This is a genomic window from Streptomyces cucumeris (genome assembly GCF_024295805.1).
Classification (GTDB): domain Bacteria; phylum Actinomycetota; class Actinomycetes; order Streptomycetales; family Streptomycetaceae; genus Streptomyces; species Streptomyces cucumeris.
The window spans coordinates 46,977-72,803 of the sequence record NZ_JANCLX010000011.1 but is presented as its reverse complement, the minus strand read 5'-3'; the positions used below and the strand labels follow the sequence as shown (position 1 = coordinate 72,803).

The following is a 25,827-nucleotide window of genomic DNA, read 5'->3' as shown; positions in this document are numbered from 1 at the left end:
AGGCTGACTCCAGACTGGAACGGGCCGGGCGCGTTGCGGTAGTCGGCACAGTTGCCGACCGTCCGCAACACCCGAAGGGGACGCGACATGGGGACGCGACATGGGGAGCCTTGAGCCGCTCGGCGGCCATCTGCCGGACGAGGCACGCGAGTTGGCGGCAGAGCTGCGACGGCTGTTCACCGGACTGGAGGTGAGCGTGCGCCGGTACGCCGCGCGCCGTCACCGGGACGCCGGGTCGATATCCCGCTTCCTCAACGGGACCCGCGTCCCCGCCTGGGAATTCGTGGCGGATCTGCTCACCGACGTGGCCGAGTGCCGGGGCGGTGCCGCGACCCCGGAGACCATGGAGCATCTGCGCGGACTGCACCGCCGCGCACTGGCCGCCAGCGGATCCCCGCTGCACCGCGTGGAGCTGCTGGAGCAGCAGTTGGTGGAGGCCGACCGGATGGCCCGGCGGTCCGCCGTCCGCGAGCAGGCCCTGGAGAACGCGTTGCTGGACGCGCAGCACCGGGCCGCCGACCTGGAGACCCAGTTCCGCCAGTTACAGGCCGCCGCCGATGACCGCGAATGGGCCCTCGCCGACGCCGAGACCGCGCTGCGCGCCTACGAGGACCCGCTCGCGGCGCTGCGCAAGGAGCGGGACCAGCTCAAGGACCAGGTGGAGGTGTTGAGCGAGGAGCTGAAGGAGGCGCACACCCGCCGGATACGGGCCGAACAGCGCTGCAACGACCTGGAGCGGCAGCTCGTCACGGCGGAGGAGGAGGCCCGCGCCGGAGCCGCGCGCGAGGCGGAGCAGGAGGAACGGGCGCAGGCGGCCCGCACCGAGGCGCTGGAGGAGGAGCTGCTGCGGCTCCGCCGCCGGGTCGAGGGCCTGGACGACCAGCTCGACGAGGAACCCCGGTACTTCGTCACCGTCCCCGCGGACGGCCCGGAGCGGACGCGGTCCGACACGGTGACGGCGGGCGGGCTCGACCGGCGCTACGCGTTCGAGAACTTCGCCGTCGAGCCGTCCAACCGCTTCGCGCACGACCTGGCCGTGGCCGTGGCCGAGGTCCCGGCGCAGAACTACAACCCCCTGGTCATCCACGGCGACCACGGCCTGGGGAAGACCCATCTGCTACATGCCATAGGCCACTACACCCGCAGCCTCTATCCGCGCACCCGGGCCCTGTACATCGACTGCATGCGGCTGGTCGGGCTGTTGCGGGTCCCGGAGGTCGACATGCTGCTGATCGACGACATCCTGCCGCTGGACGGCGGGGACAGCGGGGCGCTGAAGTCGGCGCAGCGCGGAAGGCTGCTGCATGTCCTGGACGATCTGCTGGGCGCGGGCAAGCAGATCGCCCTCACCTCCGCGCGCCCTCTGTCGTCGATGCGGCTGGACCCGGAGCTGCGCGAGCGGCTGAGCGGCGGTCTGCCGGTGGGTATGGGGGTGCCCGACGACGACACCCGGCGCGCGGTGCTCCGGATGAAGGCCGAACGGGAACGGCTCGACGTCCCGCCGGCCGTCCTGGAGATGATCGCCGCCCGCGCCGGGCGGAACATCCGGGAGCTGGAGGGAGCGCTGGTCCGGGTGACCGCCTTCGCCAGCCTCAACCGGAGCCCGATCGACCTCCTCCTCACGGAGACCGTCCTCAACGACATGGCGCGCGGGGTCGGCACGGAGACCACCGGCGAGGACATCATCCGCGCCACCGCCGACTACTTCGGGCTGACCGTCGAGGATCTGCGCGGTCCCGAGCGGGCCCGGGTCCGGGTGACCGCCCGGCAGATCGCCATGTACCTGTGCCGTGAGCTGACGGAGTACTCCGTGCCGACCATCGCCGCCTTCCTCGGCGGCCGGGACCCCAGCGCCGTCCTCAACGCCGACCGGAAGATCCGCGCCCTGATGAGTGAGCGCCGCTCCATCTACAACCAGGTCACCGAGCTGACCAGCCGCCTCCTCTTCAGCTGAGGACCGGGTGGGGGTGAAGACTGGGGCCATGACCTCCCTTGCTCCGGTGGTGCTGTCGGGTTACGGCCCGGTGGGCCGGGCCTACGCCGACCGTCTCCTGACCGCCTCCGCCGACAGCCCGCTGCGGCTCGCCGCCGTCCGCACCAGCGCCGCCGAACGCACCACGCCCCGGCTGTCCCCGGGTCCGCTGCCGCCGCTCGCCGAAACCCTGGAGCGCACCGGGGCGGTGGTGCTGGCGCAGGCGGTGCCGTCCTCCCCCGCGGTACGCGAACAGGCCGCGGCGGACGCGCTGCTCGCACTGCGCCGCGGAGTCCACGTGGTGTCCGCCACCAAGAGCCATCTGCTCAGCCACTGGGCCGAGTTGGGCCGGGCGGCGGCCGAGGGCGGCGCCCTGATCCGTATCTCGGGCGCCACCGGGGCCGCGCTGCCCGCCGCGGACACCGCGAGGACCGGGGTGCGCGGCCTCGGCTGCCGTACGCTCCGCGCCTGCCCCACCGGTACCGCCACCTTCGTCCTGGACCGGCTGGCCGCCGGGGATCCGTTCCCCGCCGCCGTGGCGGAGGCCCGGCGGCGCGGGATCGCCGAGGCCGACCCATCGGCCGACCTCTCCGGCGCCGACGCGGCCACCAAGGCCCGGCTGCTGGCCGCCCTGCTGTGGGGGTGGGACGCGACGGCCGTGCGCACCGATCTCGACGGCGCCGGGATCGACGACGGCACGGCCGAGCGGGCCCGCGCCGCCGCCGCGCGGGGCCACCGGCTGCGCGCGGTCGCCACCGCCTCGGCCGGGGAGCCGCTCACGGTCCGGGTCCGGCTGGAGGAGACCGCACCGGGCGATCCGCTGTACGCCCTGCTCGGGCCGGAGAAGGCCGTCGTCTACGGCTGTGAGGCGGGCGACATCGCGGTGAGCGGCGGTGCCTCCAGCCCGCTCGGCGCGGCCCTCGCCATGGTCAAGGACACCCTTGACGTGGCCGTGCCGAGGGGCTTCGGGTTCGGCATCGGCTGATCAGCGGGCGCTGAACGCTATGAACTCGGCCCAGGCGGCGGGTGAAACGGCCAACTGAGGTCCGGACACCTGCTTGGAGTCCCGGACGTGCACGGTATGGGCGCAGGCGGCGACCTCTACGCAGTTGCCGCCTTCGCTGTTGCTGTGGCTGGACGTGTGCCAGGGAATGGCGACCTCTACACAGGCGCCGCCCTGCGTGTCACTGTGGCTGGACTTGCGCCAGGACATGGCGACCTCGACGCAGTTACCGCCGCCCGTGTCGCTGTAGCTGGACTTGAACCACGCGAGCTGGTCGCTCATAGCTCCTCCGCCAACTTTCTGATGAAGTTCGCCGACTCCTCAGGACTGAGAGCCCGCCGAAGGATCATGGCATGCCGCTGAGTGATGATGCTGACCTTCGCGGGGTCCGCAGACAAGACCCCCGTCTCCTGGGCCTCCACATAGGCGATGTGCTCGTGCTCCGCAGTCTCCAGCAGCACGAACGGCCCGTTGAGTCCCGGATGGGCACCTCCCAGCCGCAAGACCTGGACGATCACATTGCGCCGCCCAGCCACCTCTACCAAGCGCTGTAGCTGCCGGATGTGGACGTCCATCTCATCGACGGGGTAGCGCAACGCGGCTTCGCCGATCACGAAGTTGAACGCCTTCGTCTGCTTGTCCAGTACGACCTGTCGCTCGAGCCGAGCCGTGAGTCGCTCCTCGATCGTCTCGTCGTCCAGCACCGGAAGGTGTGCGTGGAGCAGCGCCCGGACAGTCTCCTCGGTCTGCAACAGACCAGGAATCAGCAAGGGCTCGTACGAGCTGTGGACGATCGACTCGCCTTCGTACCGCATGAAGTCCTGCGAATACGACGCGAACTTCTCCGGCTTCAGATACTCGTTCGCCGCGATCAATAACCCCCGCGCACCGAACATCTGGTCCGCGACCTCAAGTACCCGCAGGGTCGGCTTCCGCCGCCCCTGTTCCATCGACTTGATGCTCTCGAACTCGTAGTTGGCCTCCTTGGCCAGCTCCTCCCGGGTGACACCCGCCTGCGTACGCCACATCTTGAGCTGGTTTCCGCAGTACCGCCAGGACATCGGCGGCTGGGAACTCCCTTCCATGACCGTCACCAGGTCCTCCCTCCCTGAGTCACCTCACGTACGCACACGCTCCGTACCTGCGTCGTTACTGCGCGACCCTACGCCTGACCAGCAGCATTCCGGCCATGAATGCCCCAACTTCCCCACCTCCGAGGGACATCGAATGGCGTTTACCGCGCCATCCGCGCAGCGTCGGCCGCGCCCGTGTGCTCCTCCGTGAACAGGCGCGTTCCTGGGACCTCCCGGAAGAGGTGACGGAGACCGCCGCGCTGCTCCTCAGCGAGCTGATGACGAACGCGTGCCGGCACGCCCGCGTATCCCCAGGCCGGGAGGTCCGCGCACGCTACGTAGTGCGTGACGAGAAGCTGCGGGTGGAGGTGTCGGACGCCAGCGATGTGATGCCTCAGCCCCGGCAGGCGGGGCCCGAGGACGAGTCGGGGCGCGGGCTGGCGTTGCTCACCGCGCTGGCGGACGGGTGGGACGCCGAGCGGCGCCCGTGCGGTATCGGGAAGACGGTGTGGTTCGAACTCAAGCTGGTGGGGGCGTGAACGCGGCCGCGAGGCCGTTCTCCACCAGTCCGAAGGCGCGCTCGGCGTCGCGGACCGCGTCCGGGTAGCGCGCGTCGGCGCTCTGGCCGGAGCCCACACACGCGAAGTTGTCCGAGGACAGCGTCCACTGGACGGCGATGAGCTGGGCGGCGGCCACGCGGGCGACGAGGCCCGGGACCTCCGTGGTGTCGCACAGGGCCTCCGCGAGGGCCTGTTCACTGCCCACCTTGAAGCGCTGCATGCGGTCGATCAGGGTCGGGTTCCCGAAGATCAGCCCGGTCAGCGCGCGGATCGCGGGGTGGTCGCAGAGACCGGTGATGGGGTCGCGGCGGCGCAGCCCGTCGAGGAAGTGCGCGCGGAGGGCGTCCGGCGGGGTGGTGTGCGGCGGACGCTCCCGCACCACCCGGGCGGGTTCGGTCTCGTGGTCCGCCATGCGGTGCACCACGAGGTCTTCCTTGGTCGTGAAGTACGCGAACAGCGTGCGCTTGGAGACCTCGGCGGCCTCGGCGATCTGGGCCACGGAGACCTCGGCGAAGCCGTGCTCCAGGAAGAGGGCGATCGCCGCTTCGGAGATCGCCGTACGGGTGCGCTGCTTCTTGCGCTCACGCAATCCGGGCTGGTCGGTCACGGCGTCGACGATACCAGGCGCGCTGCACTTGGTAGATTTCTGCACCTGGTATACATTCCTACTCAGTGAAGCGAACCGACGCTGTGATGACGGAGGCTGTGATGAACGCTGTGGTGACGCAGATCGCGACGGAGATCGAGACGGACGTCGTGATCGTGGGCGCGGGGCCGACGGGGCTGACCCTGGCGCACGAACTGGCGCTGGCCGGGGTCCGGGCCGTGGTGCTGGAGCGGCTGGAGGAGCGGCTCAAGCAGGTGAAGGGCGGGACGATCCAGCCGCGTACGTCCGAGATGCTGGAGCTGCGCGGGCTGCTGGAGCCGATGCTGAAGCGGGCCACGCCCCGGGACGAGACGGCGACCGGACACTTCGCGCTGCTGCCGGTGGCGCTGGACTGCACCCCCTGGGACACCGCTCACCGGTACCCGATCGGGCTGCCGCAGTGGGAGATCGAGGAGGTGCTGGAGGACCGGGCGACCGCGCTGGGCGCGGAGGTGCGGCGCGGGGTCGCGGTGACGGCGGTCGAGCAGGACGCCGACGGGGTGACGCTGACGACGTCGGACGGCGGCCGCGCCCGGGCGCGGTACGTGGTGGCGTGCGACGGCGGGCGCAGCACCGTGCGCAAGCTGCTGAAGATGGGCTTCCCGGGCCGCCCGGGGACGTACACGTCGGTGCTGACGGACATCCGGCTGTCGTCGGCCTCCTCGCTGGTCCCGGCCACGGCGGGGCACATCAGCACGCTGACCCGGCAGACCGAGGACTACTGGACGATGATGGTCCCGCTGGGCGACGGGAAGTACCGGTTCACCTTCGGCAACCTGAAGACGCCGGAGACCGACCGGGACACGCCGGTCACCGAGGAGGAGGTCGCCGAGGCGCTGCGGGCGGTGTACGGGGAGGAGACGGTGCTCGCGGGGGTGGACAACTCCTCGCGGTTCACAGACGCCACCCGGCAGGTCGAGCGCTACCGCGCGGACCGGGTGCTGTTCGCCGGGGACGCGGCGCACATCCACCCGCCGCTGGGCGGGCAGGGGTTGAACCTCGGTGTGCAGGACGCGTTCAACCTGGGCTGGAAGCTGGCCTCGGTGGTGCGGGGCGAGGCCACTGACGGGCTGCTGGACAGCTACCACGCCGAACGCCACCCGGTGGCGGCCCGGGTGCTGCACCACACCTCGGCCCAGCGGGCGCTGTCCAACCCGTCGCCGAGCCCGGACGTGGAGGCGCTGCGCGAGATCATGTGCGACCTGCTGCGGCTGCCGGACGCCAACCGCCAGATGGCCGGGCTGATGTCGGGGCTGTCCCTGCGCTACGACCTGCCGGGCACACATCCGCTCACCGGCGCGCGGCTGCCGGACACCGGACTGTCCGTGGCCGATCAGGAGATACGGCTGTCGGAGCTGTTCGGGGCGGGGCACACGGTGCTGCTGGACCTGACCGGTGCGGTCCCGGCGGAGACGCGGCTCCCGGAGCGGGTGGACCTGGTCCGGGCGCGGGCTCTCGGTACGGCACCGGCGGCGGCCGCCCTGCTCATCCGCCCCGACGGCTATGTGAGTTGGGCCGCCGACGACGCCGACACCTGCCGTACGGAACTGCCCACCGCGCTGGCCGAACATTTCGGAGCATAGAGCGCTTCAGACACTAGACATCACCAATTAGTCTGATTCTCATAGAAGTTGGGGCATCTGGATCTCTATTCTCGTCCTTGCGTATTTCATGCACGTATACGAGAAAGGGAAACCACATGTCCGATGGACGAGGCAGACGAAGATCCCGGACGGTGACGGTGTCCGTACTGGCCCTGGCGTTGCTCGGCGCGGGGAGCGGTGGGGCGATGGCGGCCGACGGCGGCGTATCGGCCGGAACCCCGCTCTCCCGCGAGAAGCGCGCCTGCACCTGCGATCCCGCATATCAGCGGGCCTCAGAGGCCGAGTTGGAGCGCATGCACCCGGGTCTGCAGACCGCCCGTACCGTCCTGGGCGTTCTGAGTTCCCTCGTGGTGGGGCCCGAAGGCGATATCGCCCCGGAGGTCTCGGCACCCGCCGCCGAAGCCGCGGGAGGCCGGGCCGTCGAAGGCTCCGAAGGTTCCGAGGGCTCCGCGCCCACCGCCGACAACACCGCCCGCACCTCTGAGGACCCGGTGACAGCCGCCGGAGGCTCGGCATCCGCCTCCGGGGCTTCGGCAGCCACCGCCTCCGGTTCAACCCCGGTTGAGGTCGAGGGTGTCGTTCCGCTCGAAAGCTGGAAGGGAGGGCAGGTCGGCGACACCAGCGCCACCGGGAACCCCACGGCGACCACACCGGAGGTCTCGTACACCATCGTGAACGAAGGCTCGTCCACTCCCTCGACAGAGGTGGCGCCGGAACGGATCACGACCCGGCTGCTGGACCCGAGCGACGAAGACTACGTCGAGGGCGTGGAGCAGGACGACTTCGACCGCTACAAGGACGGACTGCCCCAGCCCACGAGCGAGGAGGACGTCGCGGCGGCCGTGGACCAGGGGGCGGACACCACCGTGACGCTGTGGCGCGGGACCTCGAACGCCGAGGCCGAGGCCATGGTCAAGAACAGCTCGGCCTCCGGGGAGCCCGCCTCCGCCGACACTCCCCGGCCGACGCGCGAGGAGGCCCGGGCCCAGGTCGGCACGGGCAAGGGCATCAAGGACTCATCCGGCACCGTCAAGAAGCTCCGTGAATTCACCACCGAGCGCGGCGTCGCCGACTCCTTCAGTTCCTACAAGGACAACAGCCTGGTGGTGGCCGACATCTCGGCCCGGTATCTGACCAAGGGAAGCGGTTCCGAAGGCGGCTGGGTGGCCAACCCCACCGCCCCCGCGAAGGTTCGCGCCGTCGTGGTGCGTCCGTTCACCCTGAAGCCGATGGGCAACGCGTCGTAACTCCGCGCCTGCCGGGGCCCTCGCCGCGCCGGCCGCTCCCACCCGGAGGGCGAGAAGGCGAGGGCCCCGTGTCGACAACTCCGAGCGTCGATCTCGAGTACGATGCGTCGAATTTTCGAACGATCGTGCACTCAGGTGGGGATATACCGAAATGCAGCATATGCGGCGGTGGGTGGCGGGGGCGGTCGGCGCCATGGTCCTGGCGGGGTCGCTGACCGGCTGTCTCTTCGAGACGGACGGGACGGACGGCAAGGACGACAAGGCCGGCGCCCCTTCCGAGCCCAAGCTCGGCGACAAGGGCACCGCATGCGAACTGCCGGTGCGGTTCACCCTGGAGAAGCCCTGGAAGGCCAAGGAAGTGGACAAGGCGGTCCAGAAGCAGATCGGTCCGCTGGCCGACCAGGGCCCGGTGACCATCGTCTGCGAGCTGGACGCCAAGCCCGCGGGGCACATCGGCTTCATCCGCGTCCTGACCGGCACCAAGGACACCGCCGCCCCGGGCGGCACGTCCCGCGCCCTGATGCGCGCGTTCGTGAAGGACGCGAACTTCGAGAGCCGGGTGAAGCTGCGCGAGGTCAAGGCCGGTGACCTGCCCGCCACGGAAGCCGGCTACTACGTCACCGACCTCGCGGCCGGAGAGATCAGGCCCGTACGCGCCCTGGCCGTGATGACCGAACGCGGCGGCGTGGTCCTCGAACTCGGCGGCATGGACGCCGAGGAGCACAAGGCGATGCTGCCCGCCTTCCGCCTGGCGAAGGAGTCCATGGAGAAGATGGGCGGCAAGAGCGGCTGAGGCTCAACGGCCGCGTTCGTCCCCCACATCTTCTCCATCGGCAGGCGCTCCAGCCGGTTCTTCTCGGAGAAGGCTCCCATCTCGGAACACGGAGCCTCGAACTCCAGGAACAGCGGATAGCCCTCCAGCTCGCTGTTGGCCGAGTACTGCACGCCCTGCGCGCCCGCCGGAAGGTCCACCCGGTGGTCGCTCAGGGCCTTCTCGAGCGAGACGTTGACATCGGCCTTCGGGTACTGGTGGTCGAAGGTGTCATCCGAAGGCAACGAGGAGGCCCACACGGCGGCACATCGACGTCCCGCGCTCAGACCAGGCGGCGGGCCGCGGCCCAGCGGGTGAGTTCGTGGCGGTTGGAGAGCTGGAGTTTGCGGAGGACCGCGGAGACATGGCTCTCGACCGTCTTCACCGAGATGAAGAGCTGCTTGGCGATTTCCTTGTAGGCGTAGCCGCGGGCGATCAGGCGGAGGACCTCGCGCTCGCGCTGGGTGAGGCGGTCCAGGTCCTCGTCGACGGGCGGGGCGTCGGTGGAGGCGAAGGCGTCGAGGACGAAGCCCGCGAGGCGGGGGGAGAAGACCGCGTCGCCGTCGGAGACCCGGAAGATGGCGTCGACCAGGTCGGTGCCGGTGATGGTCTTGGTGACGTAGCCGCGGGCGCCGCCGCGGATGACGCCGATGACGTCCTCGGCGGCGTCCGAGACGGAGAGCGCGAGGAAACGCACCGGGCGTTCCGGGTCGGCCATCAGGGCGGCGCTGCGGCGCAGTACCTCGACGCCTCCGCCGCCGGGGAGGTGGACGTCCAGCAGGACCACCTCGGGGCGGGTCGCGCCGATCACGGTGACCGCCTGGTCGACGTCGGCGGCCTCGCCGACCACCTCGACACCGGTACGGGCGGTCTCGCCGATCTCGGCCTGGACGCCGGTGCGGAACATCCGGTGGTCGTCGACGAGCACCACACGGACGCGCCGGGCCGAAGTGCCGTCGTCGGCGCCCGTCGCGCCGCTGTCGTGGGTGCCGCCCGTCGCCTCGGTCATGTCGTCGCCCTCTCCATCTCCAGCTCCACTTCCGTGCCCCCGTCGGGCGCGGACCTCAGCCTGGCCGTACCGCCGTGCCGCTGCATCCGGCCGATGATCGACTCACGGACGCCCATCCGGTCCTCCGGCACCGCGTCGAGGTCGAAGCCGGGGCCCCGGTCGCGCACGGAGACGAAGACCGTGGCCCCCTCGACCTCGGCGTAGACCTGGACGGCCCCGCCCTCGCCACCGTACTTGGCGGCGTTGACCATCGCCTCGCGGGCGGCCTGGACCTGCGCGCCCAGCCGCTCGTCCAGCGGGCAGTCACCGACGACCACGACCTCGATCGGGACCCCGTGGTGGTCCTCCACCTCGGCGGCCGTCTTCTTCACCGCCTCGGCCAGGGTCTCCGGCTCCTCGTCCTCGTCCTTGCCGGTGCCCTCGGGCCGGTAGAGCCAGGCGCGCAGTTCGCGCTCCTGGGCGCGGGCCAGCCGGGCCACCTCGCGGGAGTCCTCCGCGTTCCGCTGGATCAGGGTGAGGGTGTGCAGCACCGAATCGTGCACATGGGCGGCCACCTCGGCGCGCTCCTGGGCGCGGATGCGCATCAGCCGCTCCTCGGAGAGGTCCTGCGTCATCCGGACCACATAGGGACCGGCGAGCAGCGCGATGCCGACGATCACAGCCAGGGCGGCCTGGAGCACGGCCCCGAGGTGCTTGGCCGACCCCTGGAGCACCACGATGCCGGTCACCCCGGCCCCGACCAGCAGCACCCCCGCGGCGGCCCGCGCCAGCGGCAGGACCCGCTTGCTGCGGCTCAGCTCGACCCACTGGGCCCTGCGGGCGTTGTCCGCCTGCCGCCAGAAGAGGGCGACACCGGCGCCGATCAGCAGCAGCGGCCAGATGTAGGTGTTGGCGCGGCCCAGGTGGAAGCCCTGGATGAAGATCGCCATCCCGATGAGGAGGGCCAGCAGGGCGAGGATCTGGCCCCGGTCGGGCCGGCGCGCCAGGATCCGGCGGCGGCCGTCGGGGCCCTGGGTGACCAGCGGGCGGGTGGTGGTCGTCTCCACCCCGCCGACACCGAGCGGGACGACGAACCAGAAGAGGGCGTAGACCAGGGCGCCGAAGCCCTCGGCCATGAACAGCGCCACGAAGACGATGCGCACCCAGGAGACCGGCAGCCCCATGTGCCCGGCGAGCCCGCGCGCGACACCGCCCAGCAGACGCCCCTCCGCACTGCGGTACAGCTTGCGCGGCGGCGGCTCGGCAGGGACGGTCGGGGACGCGGGGGCGGTCATGCCCCGATCGTCACACGGCCGGGGCGGCCGCGGTATCAGGGTCGCCCCTGATCGATCCCGGAGTGGCCGGGACCGAACCGGGGGTCACTTGATGACGAAGCCCTCGCGGACCGCGTCGAAGACCGGTCGGTACTTCGACCAGTCCGCGTCCGGCGCGCTGATGTAGAGGGCGTACTGATAGCCGCCTTCCTTGCCGAAGCCGAGGTCGATGGCACGGAACATCCGCTCCTTGCCCTGGAACCTGAACTCCCACACCGCCGCGGCCTGGTCCCGGAACTTGGTCTTCTGCAGGCGCATCCGGTGGTAGATCGGATAGCCCTTCTGGAACCCCTGCTCGAGCTCCTCGAAGTGCGAGACCTGGTCCTTGGGCGCCAGGTCCAGGACGTCGATCTGAAGCCGGACCAGCCCCTCGGGGGCCAGGTAACGGACCTCCTGGGTGCCATCGACGGCGCTTTCGGAGCCGGTGTCCTTGGTCCACCCGTCCGGCACCGGGAAGGAGACGCCGAGCTGCTTCTCCTTCACCACGTGGTAGCCCTCGGGGGTCGGCGGCGGGGTGTAGGCGGGCTGCTCGGTGGTGCGGGGCGCCGAGGGGGCGCCCGCGTTGTCCCCCGACCCCTGGACGCCGGGCAGCTCCTTGTCCAGACCAAAGACGTAGATACCGGCCGCGACCGCCACGACGGACAGTGCGGAGCCCGCGGCGATCCACTGCGACCTGCGGCTCTTCTTCGGCAGCGGCGTGGACCCGGAATCGCCGTGCGCCGCAACGGAGTCCGGGTGTCCGGGCCCCGGGGGCGCGGCCGACCCGTGGGCGGCGAAGGCGGAGTTGGGCGGCGTATGCGGTGCATGCGACGTGGGCGGCGTGTGCGGCCCGTGCGACGTCGGCGGGGTGTGCGGCCCATGCGACGTGGGCGGCGTATGCGGCCCGTGCGACGTCGGCGGCGTGTGGTGCGTGTACGCCGTGGGCGGGGTGTGGGGCGTCGGCGGTGTATGGGGCGTGGGCGGGGTGTACGACGTGGGCGGCGTACCGGGCCCCGCGGTCACATGGGTGGAGGACCCCGACGGTGACTCACCCGTGACCGGGCCGAAGCCCGGTATCGGCAGCGCCGTGGTCTCGGCCTCCGAGGCCGGGATCCGCAGCGCCCGTTCGGTGTCCTCGGCCGACGGCCGGTGCTCGGGATCCTTCGCGAGCAGCGCCTCGATCAGCGGGGTCAGCGCCCCGGCCCGGGTCGGCGGGTCCAGCGGGTCCACCGCGATGGCGTAACCGGTCTCGATGGCCGTGGCCTTGCGGAACGGCGCCCGTCCCTCGACGGCCTGATAGAGGGTCGCCCCCAGCGCCCACAGGTCGGAGGCGGGGCCGGGGGTGCGGCCGCGCACCCGTTCGGGCGCGATGTAGTCGATGGAGCCCACCACTTCACCCGTTTTGGTGAGGGTGGATGTGCCGGTGGCCATCGCGATGCCGAAGTCGGTGAGTACGACCCGGCCTTGGGGACCGAGCAGTACGTTGCCGGGTTTGACGTCGCGGTGCAGGACGCCCGCCGCGTGCGCGGCGCGCAGCGCGGCGATCATGCCGCGGCCGATACGGGCGGCGTCGGCGGGCGACACCGTGCCGCCGTCCTTGAGCAGATCGGCCAGGGTCGTGGAGGGCACGTACTCCATGACGATGCACGGCAACCCCTCGTGGTCCACGACGTCATGGACCACCACCACGTTGGGGTGGGTGATACGGGCCGCGCTGCGCGCCTCACGGCGGGTGCGCTCGTGCAGCGTCGTCAGTTCGTCGTCGGTCAGGTGCATCGAGACATGGAGCTGTTTGACCGCGACCTGGCGGCCCAGCAGTTCGTCCTCGGCGCGCCAGACCGTACCCATGCCGCCGCGGCCGACTTTCTCGACCAGCCGGTAGCGACCGGCTATCAGCCGCCCTTCCTCCGACACCGCGTTCCCCTCCCGCTTACCCGGCCCGGCAGCCACTACCGCGTCCCGCATATGTTCGATGGGCCACGATAGCCGCCGCGGCCTCCGGGGCGATCTCAGGGAAGGCCCAGGGATGTGCCGGATACCGCCGCGCGCCCCCACTTGTCACCATGGCCGTATGACCGATACACCCACTGTTGCGGACGGAGCCGACGGGCTGCCCGGTTCCCGCCCGTACGGGCAGCCACCCCTTCGGCGCAGTCGTGACCACAAAGTGATCTCCGGGGTGTGCGGTGGGCTCGGCCGGTTCTGCGACCTGGACCCGGTGATCTTCCGGGTGGTGCTGTCGGTGCTCGCCGTCTCGGGCGGGTTCGGTCTGATCGTCTACGGCTTCTGCTGGCTGCTGGTGCCGATGCACGGCGAGGAGGAGAACGAGGGGCGCAAGCTGCTGTCCGGCCGGGTGGAGGGGCCGGGGCTCACCGCGGTGCTGGTCGCGCTGGTCGGCTGCGGGCTGTTCCTGTCGATGCTCAACCAGGGCAGCGTGATGTATTTCGCGGTCATGCTGACCCTCGCCGCCTCGGGCGCGGCGTACTGGTCGCACCACCGGCGCCAGGTGGAGAGCGAGGGCGCGGTCGATCCGGCCACCGCGCAGGCGGTCGCGGACGCGCCCCCCGAGACCCAGGCCCCGCCCACCCGGGGCGGTCCCGGGCCCTCCTGGTGGCGGGATCCGATTGTCAAGGACGGCACCACCGGACCGGTGGGCGCCGCCTCGGGCTATCTGTGGGGGCCGGAAGAGGGCCCCGCGGAGAGCAGCGCGTACGACCGGGTCAGGGACGCGGTGACCGACCGGGCCCACCAGGTGCGCCAGCGGGGCTCGATCGGCGGCTGGACCTTCGTACTCGCCGTCGCCGCCGGGGTGCTGGGCGCGCGGCTGATGTGGTCCGGCCATCCGCTGGGCACCAGCCTGGAGGTCGGATTCGCGGGCGCGCTGGGGGTCTTCGGGCTCTCGATGGTGCTCAGCTCGCGGTACGGCAGGACCGGGTCCGGCACGGTGCTGCTCGCGGTGATCACCTGTGGGCTGCTGGCGGGTGCCGCGGTGCTCCCCAAGTCCGTCACCCCGCACTGGTCGCATACGACCTGGGCCCCCGCCTCGGCCGCCGCGGTCCGGGACGGCTACGAGATGGGCGGCGGCGTCGGTGAACTGAAGCTGGACCGGCTGGCGCTGAAGGCGGGCACCACGGTGACCACCCGGGCCGAGGTGGGCGCGGGCAAGCTGGAAGTCACGGTTCCGCGGGATGCCCGCGTCGAGGTCAGCGCGCACACCGGCCTCGGGGACATCCGGCTGCCGGGCGACGGCGGGCGGGACATGGACGTCGAGCCCGACCGGGACCGGAAGGAGACGCTGGCCCCGTCCGGCGGCGAGAAGCCACGCGGCACGCTGAAGCTGACGCTGGAGGTCGGCCTGGGGAACGTGGAGGTGAAGCGGTCATGAGGAAGCATCCGTTCGAACCGGGCAAGCTGGTGGCCGGGCTGGTGATGCTCGGCGTGGCGCTCGCCTACGCGCTGGACGCGGCCGGGGAGTGGGACGTACGCCCGCTGGTGCTGCTGCCGTCGGCCGTGTTCGGGCTCTGTCTGGCCGGGGTGGTGTCGGCGCTGACGCACGGGCTGCGGCGCCGTCGGACGGCCGAGCGCGAGACGCCCTGACCCCTCCGGTGGGCTGCCGGGCCGTGTCGTCCGGACCCCGCGGGTCCGCGGCACGACGCCCGGCACCGCGCCCCGCCGCGTGGAGGGGCAACCCTTCGCCGTGCGATCCGCCCCGGCCAGGCGGCGGGAGATGCCCTCTGCCAGGAAGCCGGTCCGACGCCTTGCGGGCTGACCGGCCACACCAGGACGCCTGCCACCGGCCGGGCCTGACCGACCGGGGGTAGAGCATGTGCGCGAAGTCCCGCCGGGCCCGCGACGCCCGGAGCGTCCGGGCATGCCCCGGACTCCGTCCGGAGGTGCCCCGGACGCCTCGGGCTGATCCGGCACGACGCGCGGCCACGCCCTACAGGTAGTACGGGGAGGCGCGCCCGCGGCGGCGCCTGGCGATCGCCGCGTCCAGCGACAGATACGGCGCACCGGCCAGCACCAGCGGCAGCCACGCCATCAGGTACATCAGGTCGTTGCCGTAGTAGTACGGCGTGGTCTGCCAGCTCACCGTCAGCCACAGGCTGAGCGAGATCGCCGCCCCGCCGAACGCGGCCAGTCGGGCCAGCAGACCGACCAGCACGCCCAGTCCCACGGCCAGTTCACCGCAGGCGATGGCGTAGCCGAACGCGGAGGGGTCCTTGAGGCTCTGGTCGATCAGCCAGGGGACGGCCGAGGTGTCGCGGACCTGGCCCATCAGGGCGCCGATCGAACCCGGTCCGGCGTCGGCCAGGAAGGTCGGGTCGGTGAGCTTGTCGATCCCCGCGTAGACGAAGGTGACACCGAGGAAGAGCCGCAGCGGCAGCAGCGCGTAGTGGGCGGCCGTGGCCCGCACTCCGAGCGGTGGACCGCCCAGGTCACCGATACCGTTGACGCTTCCCGCACTGCCCGCGGGACCGCTTCCGACCGTGCGATCCGCATGCCTCATGGCGACCGCCCTCTCCCGTTGACGACTCAACGATTCCATACGGAGCGGACGGCGGATATGACTCAGCCGGAACCGGGGTCATCCATCCGGTTCCGGCCGCTCGCCCGGGTCACGGTCAGTCGAGCACGTCGATCAGATAGCGGTTGGTCTCGGCGCCCGCGGCCGTGACCACCTGCACCTCCACCCGGCCCGGTTCCACATCCACCGGCACCGGCACGGTCAGCGCGGTGTCCGTCGGATTGCCGAACCCCCCGGCCACCGGCACCAGCGGTACATGGACGTGCACCGCGCCGATCCGGACCACCATCCGGGCCAGCCGGTCCGGGTCCTGGGCGCCCGGCGGTACGAAGCCGTTGCCGCGGATCTCGATGTCGTCACCGGTGCGGATCGGGGCGTCGCGGTCGATGCCGCCCTCCTCGGGGCGGACCCGCACCACCGACAGCACGGTGGGGCGCCCGCCCTCCGTGTACTTCCCGGCCAGGTACATCAGGGTGGAGACGACCGTCAGCAGGGCCAACCCCCACGGCAGATCGGGCAGCCGCCACGGCTCGCGCGCCAGCCGGACGGCGGTGAACGCGAGCGCGGCGGTGTGGACCACGACGTACTGCGCGTCGGCGAAGCTGCCGCGGCCCGCGTCGTCGGTGAGCAGATCGGCGGCGCGCGGCCGGACCGCGCGCACCTTCTGGAGCCGCTGCGCCCGTACCCGGGCGGCCACCACCAGCCGGGCCATCACGGCGGCCAGGCAGGTCAGCCCGGTGACGGTGAGCAGCGCGGCGACCCGGCCGACCGCCAGGCCGTCGGTCAGCCGGGGCCGGTCGCCCGGGTCGAGGGCCAGTTCACCGCCGAGGACGAGCACCGCGAACACGGCGAACGCCAGCCAGGCGGCGGCGACCGTACGGGAGGTGGAGAGCCGGTTGTCCTCGCCGACCAGCGGGGCGAGTGGACCGCCCGCGCCGTGGTGCAGCCGGGCGGTGAGGGTCAGCAGGGCGGCGGTGACGGCGGCAGCCGCGATCCCGGCGGTCCTGGCCACCGACCAGCCGGTGCCGAGCGCGGTGGCCAACTGCCCGATCAGCAGCGCCGCGACCGCGCCCCACACCACCAGCAGCGTGCGCCGCCACACCGCGTCACGCCATGCGGTGCACTCGGCGCGCCCGCTGTCGACGACCGTACGGGCGGCCTGGGCCAGTTCGTCGGAGACCCACTGCCGGGAGGCCCCGGCAGAATGCGCCAGCGCCGCCGGAAGGCCCTCTCCGGCCGCGAACCGCTCCCGCATGGCCACGAACGCGGCCACCGCCCTGCGATGGCCCTCACGGGCGCCCTGGGGGCATTCACAGCCGGTGTGGCCGGGCCCGTGCGGGTGCCCCTCCACCGTCGCGGCGTTCTCCGCCGTCTCCACCGCCACGAGGGTCGCTCCGTCGTTCGTTCGTACTGGTTCGGCACCGACGTTCGGTTTCCGGACCGGTCCGGGCGGCGCCAACTGACATGTGACGAGAGGGAATTGTGCCGCACCGCGGAGGGTGTCAGGTCAACAGGTCCGGCTCGGCGCGGGTGATCTGGAGATACAGCGGCTGATAGTTGATCCACGCCACAAGATCGTTCCCGAGCTGCTCCCGGAGCCGCGCCGCGTCCTCGTCACCGATGGGCACCGGCTCCCCCGCCGCCTTCGCGGCGAGCTGCGCCTGGCACGACCGCTCCATCGTGATGAACCACCACGCGGCGGCGTCGACCGAGTCGCCCACCGTCAGCAGACCGCGATTGCGCAGGATGAGGGCCTTGTGGGTGCCGAGCGCGGCGGCGATCCGGCGCGCCTCGTCATCGTCCACCACCACTCCGGTGGACGCGTCGTAGAGCGCATGGTCCTCGAAGAACGCGCACACCTCCTGGTTGAGCGGTTCGAGCCGCTCGCCGAGCGAGGACAGCGCCCGGCTGTGCACCGAGCGGCTGTGCGCGACGGCCACCGCGCCCGGCCGAGCCCGGTGCACGTGGGAGTGAATGACGAACGCCGCCTGGTTGACGTGGTAGCGGCCCTCGACCACCTGGCCCGCCTCGTTGACCAGGATCAGGTCCTGGGCCCTGACGTGACCGAACGGCATGCCGAAGGGGTTCACCCAGAAGCAGTCGGCCAACTCCGGGTCGCGGACGGTGATGTGGCCCGAGACCCCCTCCTCGTAGCCGTACCGTCCGAACAGCCGCAGCGCCGCGGCGAGCCGCTCCTTGCGGTGGCGCCGCTCCTCGCCGGGCGAGGCGTGCTGCGGCGGCATGGTGATGTGCAGCTTGTCGGTGGGTATCGGCTCGGGCGCCGGCCGGGGCATCGGCATGGGGCTGTTCATGGGCGGCTCGCTCACTCCTCGCGCTCCTGGGGGTGCTCGCAGCGGAAGCTACCTCCGGGTAGAGCGGGAGGCCAGACCGTTGCGCACGATCCGTGCCCACGGCGGGAACGGCGACGCCGCCGCCCCTGGAGCAGGGACGGCGGCGCGGGCCTGGCGATCGGGGTGGGTCACTCCCACTCGATGGTGCCGGGCGGCTTGCTGGTGATGTCCAGGACGACCCGGTTCACCTCGTCCACCTCGTTGGTGATGCGGGTGGAGATCCGCGACAGCACGTCGTACGGGAGCCGCGACCAGTCGGCCGTCATGGCGTCCTCGGAGGAGACCGGGCGCAGCACGATGGGGTGGCCATAGGTGCGGCCGTCGCCCTGGACGCCGACCGAGCGGACATCGGCGAGGAGGACGACCGGGCACTGCCAGATCTCGCGGTCCAGACCGGCGGCGGTCAGCTCCTCACGGGCGATGGCGTCGGCCTCGCGCAGCAGGTCCAGCCGGTCCTTGGTGACCTCGCCGACGATGCGGATACCGAGCCCGGGGCCCGGGAAGGGCTGACGGTGGACGATCTCGTCCGGCAGCCCGAGCTCCTGGCCGACGTTGCGCACCTCGTCCTTGAACAGCCGGCGCAGCGGCTCCACCAGCTTGAACTCGAGGTCCTCGGGGAGGCCGCCCACATTGTGGTGGGACTTGATGTTGGCGGTGCCGGCGCCGCCGCCGGACTCCACCACATCGGGGTAGAGGGTGCCCTGCACCAGGAACTCCACGGCCTCGCCCGCGGCGCCCGCCTCGGCCACCAGCTCGGCCTGGGCCTGCTCGAAGACCCGGATGAACTCCCGGCCGATGATCTTCCGCTTCTCCTCGGGGTCGGAGACCCCGGCGAGCGCGGACAGGAACCGCTCCTCGGCGTCGACGACCTTGAGCTGGACGCCGGTGGCCGCCACGAAGTCCTTCTCGACCTGCTCCGACTCGCCCTTGCGCATCAGGCCGTGGTCCACGTAGACGCAGGTGAGCTGGTCGCCGATGGCCTTCTGGACGAGGGCGGCGGCGACGGCGGAGTCCACCCCGCCGGACAGCCCGCAGATCGCGCGCTTGGTGCCGACCTGCTCACGGATGGCCGCGACGGACTCCTCGACCACATTGGTGGTGGTCCAGGTGGGCTCCAGCCCGGCGCCCCGGTAGAGGAAGTGCTCCAGCACCTGCTGGCCGTGGGTGGAGTGCATCACCTCGGGGTGGTGCTGTACGCCGTAGAGCTTGCGCTCGTCGCATTCGAAGGCGGCGACCGGCACCACATCGGTGGAGGCGGTGACCGCGAAGCCCGCCGGGGCGGCCGAGCAGGCGTCGCCGTGCGACATCCACACCGACTGCTCCTCGGGGGTGCCCGCGAAGAGGGTGGAGCCGGGCTTGGACACGGTCAGCGGGGTACGGCCGTACTCCCGGGCACCGGTGTTGTCCACGGTGCCGCCGAGCGCGACGGCCATGAGCTGGAAGCCGTAGCACATGCCGAAGACCGGGATCCCGGCCTCGAAGAGCGAACGGTCGACGCTGGGCGCGCCCTCGGCGTAGACCGACGACGGTCCGCCGGACAGGATGATCGCCTTGGGGTTCCTGGCGAGCATCTCCTCCACCGGCATGGTGGACGGGACGATCTCGCTGTAGACGCGGGCTTCGCGGACCCGGCGGGCGATGAGCTGGGCGTACTGCGCGCCGAAGTCGACGACCAGGACGGTGTCGGGGGCGGCAGCAGGGGACGCTGATGGCACTTCGGCGGCCTTCCGGCGGTGGTGATCGGGGTGGTACTCGGGCGGACCGGTCCGCACAGGGGACTGTTCCGGCGCGTTGGACTTTCGATTCTAACGGGCTCATAATCGGCGCCATGTCCACGCGCATGACCTTCGTCTTTACCTATGGCACCGGCCCGTCCGGCTGCCATGGTCGTGCTGCTTGAACCACTGACAAGCGACTTCCCAGGCGCCCCGGGCCGGCAAAGGCCCGGGGCGCTGGTGTTTTCCCTCCTCCGGGCTCTCCCGCCGGACTCCGGGTCCACCCCCGAGAGACCAGGAGAAACGGAATATGAGCACCACCACCGGCAGCAGTACGGCCGAGGTCAGCGACGCCGCCGAGGTGATCCGCACCGCACGGGAGCGCATCGACGCCCTCGACGCCCGGATCCTGGACCTCGTCCGGGAGCGGATGGACGTCTCGGCCTCCGTCCAGCGGGCCCGGATCGGGTCGGGCGGGCGGCGGGTGCACCTCTCCCGCGAGATGGAGATCCTCGACCGCTACCGGGAGGGGCTCGGCAGGCCGGGCACCACCCTCGCCATGACGCTGCTGGAGCTGTGCCGCGGCCGGATCTGACGTTCGGCGCCATCACCCGTACGGCGCGTGACCGGCCCGCGAGCGGGCTCGTTGAGCCCGGTGCCGCACCAGCCAGGAGCGGCCCGGAAAAATCCACGCGTGGCTCAGATCCGTCGAAGCGATGAGACGCGCCCCCTGCGGTGATTCAGGCGGTGCGCGTCGTGGGACCTCGCTCCGGCGAGGTGACCGGTCGGCAGGGGACAGCAGCCCGGTCACCACCTCAAGGACGGTCGGTCCCGGGGACGCCTGGGACCGACCGTATCCGGTCGAAACGGTTGCGCCCGGTGCTCCGCATCCACCACGATGCAGGAAGGCGAAAAGCCCCGGGTCACACTCCCGTCATTGGTACAACCACGCGGGCGTACGCCCCCTTCGACATCTTCTGAACTCCGGCCCCGAAGCCAGCGGCGCAACCCCCCGGCGCCGCTTCTCAGCACCGGCGCTGCCCTGACGCCGGTGCTGACCGCCTAGGGCCCCGAGGCGCCCGCCCGCTCGGGCGCCCCGGGGCCCTTCGCATGGGTATCGCCGCCTCCCGGTGCCGCTCCCCACAGACCGCCGCGGCGGATGCCACCCCTCGCTCGCGACCGGCCGTGACCGACTTCTGACCGAGTCGCCGGATTCTGTGACCATTCTGTGAGCAAAAGTGAAGGCAACCTTTCAGCCACCGGGCTGGTCATGTACGTGCACAGCACGGCCAGACCGCGCCCCACCGCGACGGCCTTCCACATGCACGCCGCCCACCAGCGGCGCGTACGGACCCAGAAGAGGTCTTCATGAAGATTCGCCGCGTTCTGGCGACCGCCGCGGCCACGGCCGCCATCGCTCCCGCCGCCCTGCTCGCGGCACCGGCTGCCTTCGCCGAGGAAAACCCCACGCCGACGCCGTCGGTGACGGAGACGACCCAGCCGCCGCAGTCGCCGGACCCGTCGCAGTCCCCGACCACGCCCGCGCCGAGCGACACACCCACGAGCCCCACGCCGACGGACACGACGTCCCCCTCGACCGAGCCGACGGACACGGCCTCGCCGTCGACCGAGCCGACGGACACCGCCACCCCCACCGACAAGCCGACGTCGCCCACCGACGAGCCGACCGGGCCCGGTGAGTGCGCGGAGGACGGCGACTACCACGAGGACCCCGATCTCAGCACCACCCTCACCGGTCTGCCCTCGAAGGTCGTGGCGGGCAGCGGCTTCCACGGCTTCGGCTTCCAGGTGAAGAACGACTCCGACCGCACCTACAAGCGGGTGGACTTCGGTGTCGTCGCGGCGACCGTGGACGCCGACGACTTCGAGGGCACCGGCAAGTACCTCACCCTCCAGTACAAGGACCCCGACACCGGCGTGTGGACGAACATCTCCACCGACGACAGCGACCCGGGCGCGGGCTACGTGGGCTACACCGATGTGCGTCCGCACGAGACCCTCACCGTCGACCTCCGGCTGAGCGTGGCCAAGAGCGCGCCCGAGGGTTTCGGCTACGCGATCAGCATCGGCGTCTACGCGGACGACAAGGGCAACTGCGTCTTCTCGACCGGTGAGTACTACGAGTTCGACGTGCTGGCGGCCGGTTCGGAGCCGGGCGAGGTGCCCCCGGCCGAGCCCAAGCCGCAGGGCGGCAAGAAGCCGCTGCCGGAGAAGCCCGAGGGCAACACGGAGATCAACCCCAAGGGCAGCCTCGCCGAGACGGGTTCCTCCTCCGCACTGCCGACGATCGCCCTGATCGGCGGGGTGGCGATGGCCGCGGGCGGCGGAGCCGTCTTCGTGGTCCGTCGCCGTCGCACCGGCGGCGCCGCCGCGTAACGGCCCCCGGGCCGACGCGCAGGCACCACGCCGCAGCGAGGGGCCGCCCCCACCGTCCGGGGGCGGCCCCTTCGCCGTTGGCGGACGTCAGCTCCCGGACGGGGCCGGGGGAACCGCCGGCACCGGAAGCAGGGGCAGCTTCAGCGCCCCGAACGCGTCCGCCGGAACCGCCGGAGCGGTGGGCTCCACGGGTGTCAGCCGCTGGTACGGCTCGCCCTGGGCGGGGCGCGGATCGGCCTCGCCCTTGTTCGGCCACAGCGACATGGCCCGTTCGGCCTGTGCCGTGATGGTCAGGGACGGGTTGACGCCGAGGTTCGCGGAGATCGCCGAGCCGTCCACGACATGGATGCCCGGGTGCCCGTACAGCCGGTGGTACGGGTCGATCACCCCGTGCTCGGCGTCCTCACCGATCGGACAGCCACCGAGGAAGTGGGCGGTCAGCGGGGTGCCCATCAGCTCCCCGACATTGCTGCCCGCGAAGCCGTTGATCGACTCGGCGAGGTGGCGGGCCGCCTCGGCGCCCTCGGGGATGTAGTCCGGGTTGGGCAGGCCGTGGCCCTGCCGGGCGGTCAGCAGTCCCTTCCCCAGCCCCTTGGACTTGCGGTACGTGGTCAGCGAGTTGTCATGGGTCTGCATGACCAGGCCGATGATGGTCCGCTCCGACCAGCGCCGGTTGGACAGTGAACGCGCCGCCATCGTGGGGTGCTTGATGTTGGCGCCGATGAACTGGAGCCAGCGCGGCACCCGTCCGCCGTGGGGGATCTGGAGGATGGACATCAGGCCCATCGCGTTGGAGCCCTTGCCGTAGCGGACCGGTTCGATATGGGTGGTGTCGTTGGGGTGGATCGATGAGGTGATCGCCACCCCATGGCTGAACTCGGCCTTCTTCTCCCCCGGGTTCTTCGCCCGGAACCGGCGGTCGGTGGTCTGCGCGCCCACCAGCGCCTCGGAGTTGGTGCGGGTGAGGAAGCCGAGCCGGTCGGAAAGCCGTGGCAGCAGCCCCTTGTCCCGCATGGTGTGCAGCAGGGTCTGGGTGCCGTAGGTGCCCGCGGCGACGACCACGTAACGGGCGCGCAGCGCGGTGGGTTTGCCCTTGCGCCGGTTGTCGGTGGGCACGGTGGTGACGCGGTAGCCGCCCTGCGGATCGTCGCTCACGGCCGCCACGGTGGTCATGGGGTGGACGGTCGCACCGGCCTTCTCGGCGAGGTAGAGGTAGTTCTCGTTGAGGGTGTTCTTGGCGCCGTGGCGGCAGCCGGTCATGCATTCACCGCATTCGGTGCACGCCTTGCGGTCCGGGCCCGCGCCGCCGAAGTACGGATCGGCCACCGTCTCCCCCGGCTCCGCCTTGGCTTCGGCGGAGCCGTCGGCGTCCTGGCCGTCCCCGAAGAACACACCGACCGGGGCCATATGGAAGGTGTCGCCCACCCCCATCTTCTCCGCGGTGGCCTTCAGATGGACGTCGGACGGGGTGAGCGTGGGGTTCAGCCGCACCCCGAGCATCCGCCGCGCCTGGTCGTAGTAGGGCCGCAGTTCGTCCTGCCAGTCGGTGATGTGCCCCCACTGGGGATCCCGGAAGAACGGCGCGGGCGGTACGTAGAGGGTGTTGGCGTAGTTGAGCGAACCGCCGCCGACCCCGGCGCCCGCGAGCACCATCACCTTGCCCAGGACATGGATGCGCTGGATCCCGAACAGCCCGAGGGCCGGGGCCCACAGGTAGTTGCGCAGGTCCCAGGAGTTCTTGGGCAGGCTCTCGCGGGTGAAGCGGCGGCCCGCCTCCAGGACCCCGACGCGATAGCCCTTCTCGGTCAGCCGCAGGGCCGACACCGAGCCGCCGAATCCCGAGCCGATGACGATGACGTCGTAGTCGAAGCCGGCGTCGTCGGTGGCGGAGCCGGTGCCGTCGCCGGGTTGCTTGTGGTGGGCGGACTTGTCCCCTGACAACGGGTACCTCCGTGGATACGTACTGGTCAGCGCAGGCGCAGTGCCTTCATCGCGCGCAGGCTGCGGGTCATGAAGGCCGCGTACTTCTCATCCGTCATCCCGAAGGACGGGCCCAGGGGCAGCAGTCGCTGGTGAGCGACGGTCTGCGCCTCGGTGTACTTGAGGATCCCCTCCGAGCCGTGCCGGCGGCCGAGCCCGGAGTCGCCCATACCGCCCATGGGGGCGTTGACGCTGCCGTAGGCCGCGCCGTACGCCTCGTTGACGTTGACCGTTCCGGCGCGCAGCCGGGCGGCGACGGCCCGGCCGCGCCCGCCGTCCTTGGTCCAGACGCTCGCGTTGAGCCCGTACGGGGTGGCATTGGCGCGCTCGACGGCGTCGTCCTCGTCGGTGAAGCGGTAGATGGAGACGACCGGGCCGAAGGTCTCCTCGGTGCACACGGCCATCGGCGGCTCCACCCCGTCGAGGATCGTCGGCTCGTAGAAGTAGGGGCCGATATCGGGCCGGGCACGGCCGCCCGCGACGACCGTGGCGCCCTTGGCGACCGCCTCCTCCACATGGCGGGTGACGGTGTCGAGCTGGCGGTCGGAGACCAGTGAGCCCATCTCGGCGCCGTACGCGAGCGCCTTGCCCAGCCGCATCGCCTTGGTCCGGGCGGCGAACCGCTCCAGGAAGGCGTCCGCGACCGACTCATGGACGTACAGCCGCTCGATGGAGATGCAGAGCTGTCCGGCGGAGGCGAAGCAGGCGCGCACCGCGCCCTCGGCCGCCCGCTCCACATCGGCGTCGCGCAGCACCAGCATGGCGTTCTTGCCGCCGAGTTCGAGGGAGCAGCCCACCAGCCGGGCGGCGGCGGCCTGGGCCACGCCGCGGCCGGTGCGGGTGGAGCCGGTGAAGGAGACATAGTCGGCGTGCTCGATGACGGCCGGGCCGACCACCGGCCCCTCGCCGAGCACCACCTGCCACACCCCGGCGGGCATTCCGGCCTCGAGCATCAGCTCCCGCGCCCACAGGGCGGTCAGCGACGTCTCGGTGTCGGGCTTCATCACGACCGCGTTGCCGGCGACGAACGCGGGGACGGCATCGCCGACGGACAGCTCCAGCGGGTAGTTCCAGGGCACGATCTGGCCGACCACCCCGCGCGGCTGGCGCAGCTCGGTGACCTTGGTCAGGGTCGGCACCACACCGACGCGGGCCTTGGGACGCAGATAGCCGTGGGCCTTGCGGCCGTAGTGGCGGGCGGCCAGCACCACGCCCTGGATCTCCTCATGGGCATGCAGCCGGGTCTTGCCCGTCTCGAGCTGGATGAGGTCCAGGATCTCCGACTGCCGCTCCAGCAGCAGGTCATGGAAGCGGAGGAGGACGGCGGCACGCCTGCGGACCGGTAGCGCCGCCCAGGTCCGCTGGGCCTCACGGGCCCGCTGGAAGGCGGTGGCGACATCTTCCGGGGTGGACTCGGGCAGCTCGGCGGCGAGCACCTCACCGGTGAACGGTGTGTGGTTGACGGTGCGGCCGCTGCCCACGACGCCCTTGCCGAGCCGGGCGACCAGCTCGGGGGTGACGACGTCGGCGGCGGTGCGGGTGCCCGGGGCCGCGACCGGATTGCCGTCGGCGGGGGCGGTGGTGGTGCCGCTCTGTGCGCGTGCGCTGTCCTGCGTCTCCGTCATGCGGCTGAGAGTAG

21 protein-coding genes and 1 pseudogene are annotated in these 25,827 nt (G+C 71.6%); 10 read left to right on the top strand and 12 right to left on the bottom strand.

All coding sequences use genetic code 11. The annotated features are described in order from the left end of the window. The first annotated feature begins 100 nt into the window (after positions 1–100). Both NMK44_RS18455 and NMK44_RS18450 read left to right on the top strand, forming a co-directional pair. The gene (locus NMK44_RS18455; protein ID WP_254744390.1) at positions 101–1,954 is read left to right on the top strand and encodes a DnaA ATPase domain-containing protein; all 1,854 of its coding nucleotides are present in this window, start codon (positions 101–103) and stop codon (positions 1,952–1,954) included. A gap of 28 nt (positions 1,955–1,982) precedes the next feature. Next, positions 1,983–2,957, top strand: a complete 975-nt coding sequence (locus tag NMK44_RS18450) for a homoserine dehydrogenase (protein WP_254744388.1) — start codon at positions 1,983–1,985, stop codon at positions 2,955–2,957. Here NMK44_RS18450 and NMK44_RS18445 read toward each other — a convergent pair whose 3' ends face one another. Then, positions 2,958–3,257, bottom strand: a complete 300-nt coding sequence (locus NMK44_RS18445; protein ID WP_254744386.1) for a DUF397 domain-containing protein — start codon at positions 3,255–3,257, stop codon at positions 2,958–2,960. It abuts the gene before it with no gap. Beyond that, on the bottom strand, positions 3,254–4,060 hold the full coding sequence (locus NMK44_RS18440; RefSeq protein WP_254744653.1) for a helix-turn-helix domain-containing protein: 807 nt from the start codon (positions 4,058–4,060) through the stop codon (positions 3,254–3,256). Before NMK44_RS18440 ends, NMK44_RS18445 begins: the two co-directional genes overlap by 4 nt. 104 nt (positions 4,061–4,164) lie before the next feature. Here NMK44_RS18440 and NMK44_RS18435 point away from each other — a divergent pair, with 104 nt between their 5' ends. Further along, a complete protein-coding gene (locus NMK44_RS18435) occupies positions 4,165–4,587 on the top strand; it encodes an ATP-binding protein (protein ID WP_254744384.1) in 423 nt (140 codons plus the stop codon). Here the strand turns inward: NMK44_RS18435 and NMK44_RS18430 are convergent. Then, positions 4,568–5,215: a TetR/AcrR family transcriptional regulator gene (locus NMK44_RS18430; protein ID WP_254744382.1), complete on the bottom strand. Its 648-nt coding sequence runs from the start codon at positions 5,213–5,215 to the stop codon at positions 4,568–4,570. The genes NMK44_RS18435 and NMK44_RS18430 overlap by 20 nt on opposite strands. A 101-nt stretch (positions 5,216–5,316) precedes the next feature. Here NMK44_RS18430 and NMK44_RS18425 point away from each other — a divergent pair, with 101 nt between their 5' ends. From NMK44_RS18425 to NMK44_RS18415, 3 genes are all read left to right on the top strand, one after another. After that, complete coding sequence (locus NMK44_RS18425) at positions 5,317–6,837, top strand: FAD-dependent monooxygenase (protein ID WP_254744380.1); 1,521 nt, start codon at positions 5,317–5,319, stop codon at positions 6,835–6,837. Positions 6,838–6,953: 116 nt separating this feature from the next. Next, positions 6,954–8,105: a DUF4765 family protein gene (locus NMK44_RS18420; protein ID WP_254744378.1), complete on the top strand. Its 1,152-nt coding sequence runs from the start codon at positions 6,954–6,956 to the stop codon at positions 8,103–8,105. Positions 8,106–8,256: 151 nt separating this feature from the next. Further along, entirely contained in the window at positions 8,257–8,898 is a 642-nt protein-coding gene (locus NMK44_RS18415; protein ID WP_254744376.1) for a lipoprotein, read from the top strand. A 301-nt stretch (positions 8,899–9,199) separates the two neighbouring features. On the opposite strand, the gene NMK44_RS18410 is transcribed toward NMK44_RS18415, so the two are convergent. The 3 genes from NMK44_RS18410 to NMK44_RS18400 form a co-directional block, all read right to left on the bottom strand. Beyond that, positions 9,200–9,925 carry a LuxR C-terminal-related transcriptional regulator gene (locus tag NMK44_RS18410; RefSeq protein WP_302888374.1) on the bottom strand — a complete coding sequence of 242 codons (726 nt, stop codon included), beginning with the start codon at positions 9,923–9,925 and terminating at the stop codon, positions 9,200–9,202. Further along, on the bottom strand, positions 9,922–11,199 hold the full coding sequence (locus NMK44_RS18405) for an ATP-binding protein (protein WP_254744374.1): 1,278 nt from the start codon (positions 11,197–11,199) through the stop codon (positions 9,922–9,924). Before NMK44_RS18405 ends, NMK44_RS18410 begins: the two co-directional genes overlap by 4 nt. An 84-nt stretch (positions 11,200–11,283) precedes the next feature. Next, the gene (locus NMK44_RS18400) at positions 11,284–13,131 is read right to left on the bottom strand and encodes a serine/threonine-protein kinase (RefSeq protein WP_254744372.1); all 1,848 of its coding nucleotides are present in this window, start codon (positions 13,129–13,131) and stop codon (positions 11,284–11,286) included. Positions 13,132–13,288: 157 nt separating this feature from the next. Here NMK44_RS18400 and NMK44_RS18395 point away from each other — a divergent pair, with 157 nt between their 5' ends. Beyond that, positions 13,289–14,602: a PspC domain-containing protein gene (locus NMK44_RS18395; protein WP_254744370.1), complete on the top strand. Its 1,314-nt coding sequence runs from the start codon at positions 13,289–13,291 to the stop codon at positions 14,600–14,602. Continuing rightward, positions 14,599–14,814 carry a hypothetical protein gene (locus tag NMK44_RS18390; RefSeq protein ID WP_254744368.1) on the top strand — a complete coding sequence of 72 codons (216 nt, stop codon included), beginning with the start codon at positions 14,599–14,601 and terminating at the stop codon, positions 14,812–14,814. Before NMK44_RS18395 ends, NMK44_RS18390 begins: the two co-directional genes overlap by 4 nt. A gap of 343 nt (positions 14,815–15,157) precedes the next feature. Here NMK44_RS18390 and NMK44_RS18385 read toward each other — a convergent pair whose 3' ends face one another. The 4 genes from NMK44_RS18385 to guaA all read right to left on the bottom strand — a co-directional run bounded on the left by NMK44_RS18385 (position 15,158) and on the right by guaA (position 19,811). Then, complete coding sequence (locus NMK44_RS18385; RefSeq protein ID WP_254744366.1) at positions 15,158–15,727, bottom strand: DoxX family membrane protein; 570 nt, start codon at positions 15,725–15,727, stop codon at positions 15,158–15,160. Between the two features lie 115 nt (positions 15,728–15,842). After that, on the bottom strand, positions 15,843–17,129 hold the full coding sequence (locus NMK44_RS18380; protein WP_374215293.1) for a hypothetical protein: 1,287 nt from the start codon (positions 17,127–17,129) through the stop codon (positions 15,843–15,845). A 118-nt stretch (positions 17,130–17,247) separates the two neighbouring features. Further along, on the bottom strand, positions 17,248–18,045 hold the full coding sequence (locus NMK44_RS18375) for a class II aldolase/adducin family protein (RefSeq protein WP_374215299.1): 798 nt from the start codon (positions 18,043–18,045) through the stop codon (positions 17,248–17,250). Positions 18,046–18,224: 179 nt separating this feature from the next. Then, positions 18,225–19,811 carry a glutamine-hydrolyzing GMP synthase gene (guaA, locus tag NMK44_RS18370; protein ID WP_254744364.1) on the bottom strand — a complete coding sequence of 529 codons (1,587 nt, stop codon included), beginning with the start codon at positions 19,809–19,811 and terminating at the stop codon, positions 18,225–18,227. 268 nt (positions 19,812–20,079) lie between these two features. Between guaA and NMK44_RS18365 the strand changes: the two are divergent. Further along, positions 20,080–20,406: pseudogene (locus tag NMK44_RS18365) on the top strand (chorismate mutase); the annotation flags it as partial. Between the two features lie 773 nt (positions 20,407–21,179). Beyond that, positions 21,180–22,208: an LAETG motif-containing sortase-dependent surface protein gene (locus tag NMK44_RS18360; protein WP_254744361.1), complete on the top strand. Its 1,029-nt coding sequence runs from the start codon at positions 21,180–21,182 to the stop codon at positions 22,206–22,208. Between the two features lie 87 nt (positions 22,209–22,295). Here NMK44_RS18360 and NMK44_RS18355 read toward each other — a convergent pair whose 3' ends face one another. Then, positions 22,296–24,149 (bottom strand): GMC oxidoreductase, encoded by a 1,854-nt coding sequence (locus NMK44_RS18355; protein WP_302888372.1) that lies wholly within the window; start codon positions 24,147–24,149, stop codon positions 22,296–22,298. Between the two features lie 26 nt (positions 24,150–24,175). Continuing rightward, positions 24,176–25,813 carry a succinic semialdehyde dehydrogenase gene (locus NMK44_RS18350; protein WP_254744359.1) on the bottom strand — a complete coding sequence of 546 codons (1,638 nt, stop codon included), beginning with the start codon at positions 25,811–25,813 and terminating at the stop codon, positions 24,176–24,178. Positions 25,814–25,827 lie beyond the last annotated feature (14 nt).

Bases quoted from the DNA above. Each gene is read 5' to 3' on its own strand.
- NMK44_RS18350 (WP_254744359.1), bottom strand. From the start codon at position 25,813: ATGACGGAGACGCAGGACAGCGCACGCGCACAGAGCGGCACCACCACC.
- NMK44_RS18450 (WP_254744388.1), top strand. From the start codon at position 1,983: ATGACCTCCCTTGCTCCGGTGGTGCTGTCGGGTTACGGCCCGGTGGGC.
- NMK44_RS18360 (WP_254744361.1), top strand. From the start codon at position 21,180: ATGAAGATTCGCCGCGTTCTGGCGACCGCCGCGGCCACGGCCGCCATC.
- NMK44_RS18425 (WP_254744380.1), top strand. From the start codon at position 5,317: ATGAACGCTGTGGTGACGCAGATCGCGACGGAGATCGAGACGGACGTC.
- NMK44_RS18455 (WP_254744390.1), top strand. From the start codon at position 101: ATGGGGAGCCTTGAGCCGCTCGGCGGCCATCTGCCGGACGAGGCACGC.
- NMK44_RS18390 (WP_254744368.1), top strand. From the start codon at position 14,599: ATGAGGAAGCATCCGTTCGAACCGGGCAAGCTGGTGGCCGGGCTGGTG.
- NMK44_RS18420 (WP_254744378.1), top strand. From the start codon at position 6,954: ATGTCCGATGGACGAGGCAGACGAAGATCCCGGACGGTGACGGTGTCC.
- NMK44_RS18415 (WP_254744376.1), top strand. From the start codon at position 8,257: ATGCAGCATATGCGGCGGTGGGTGGCGGGGGCGGTCGGCGCCATGGTC.
- NMK44_RS18435 (WP_254744384.1), top strand. From the start codon at position 4,165: ATGAATGCCCCAACTTCCCCACCTCCGAGGGACATCGAATGGCGTTTA.
- NMK44_RS18385 (WP_254744366.1), bottom strand. From the start codon at position 15,727: ATGAGGCATGCGGATCGCACGGTCGGAAGCGGTCCCGCGGGCAGTGCG.
- NMK44_RS18410 (WP_302888374.1), bottom strand. From the start codon at position 9,925: ATGACCGAGGCGACGGGCGGCACCCACGACAGCGGCGCGACGGGCGCC.
- NMK44_RS18405 (WP_254744374.1), bottom strand. From the start codon at position 11,199: ATGACCGCCCCCGCGTCCCCGACCGTCCCTGCCGAGCCGCCGCCGCGC.
- NMK44_RS18440 (WP_254744653.1), bottom strand. From the start codon at position 4,060: ATGGAAGGGAGTTCCCAGCCGCCGATGTCCTGGCGGTACTGCGGAAAC.
- NMK44_RS18445 (WP_254744386.1), bottom strand. From the start codon at position 3,257: ATGAGCGACCAGCTCGCGTGGTTCAAGTCCAGCTACAGCGACACGGGC.
- NMK44_RS18375 (WP_374215299.1), bottom strand. From the start codon at position 18,045: ATGCCGATGCCCCGGCCGGCGCCCGAGCCGATACCCACCGACAAGCTG.
- NMK44_RS18395 (WP_254744370.1), top strand. From the start codon at position 13,289: ATGACCGATACACCCACTGTTGCGGACGGAGCCGACGGGCTGCCCGGT.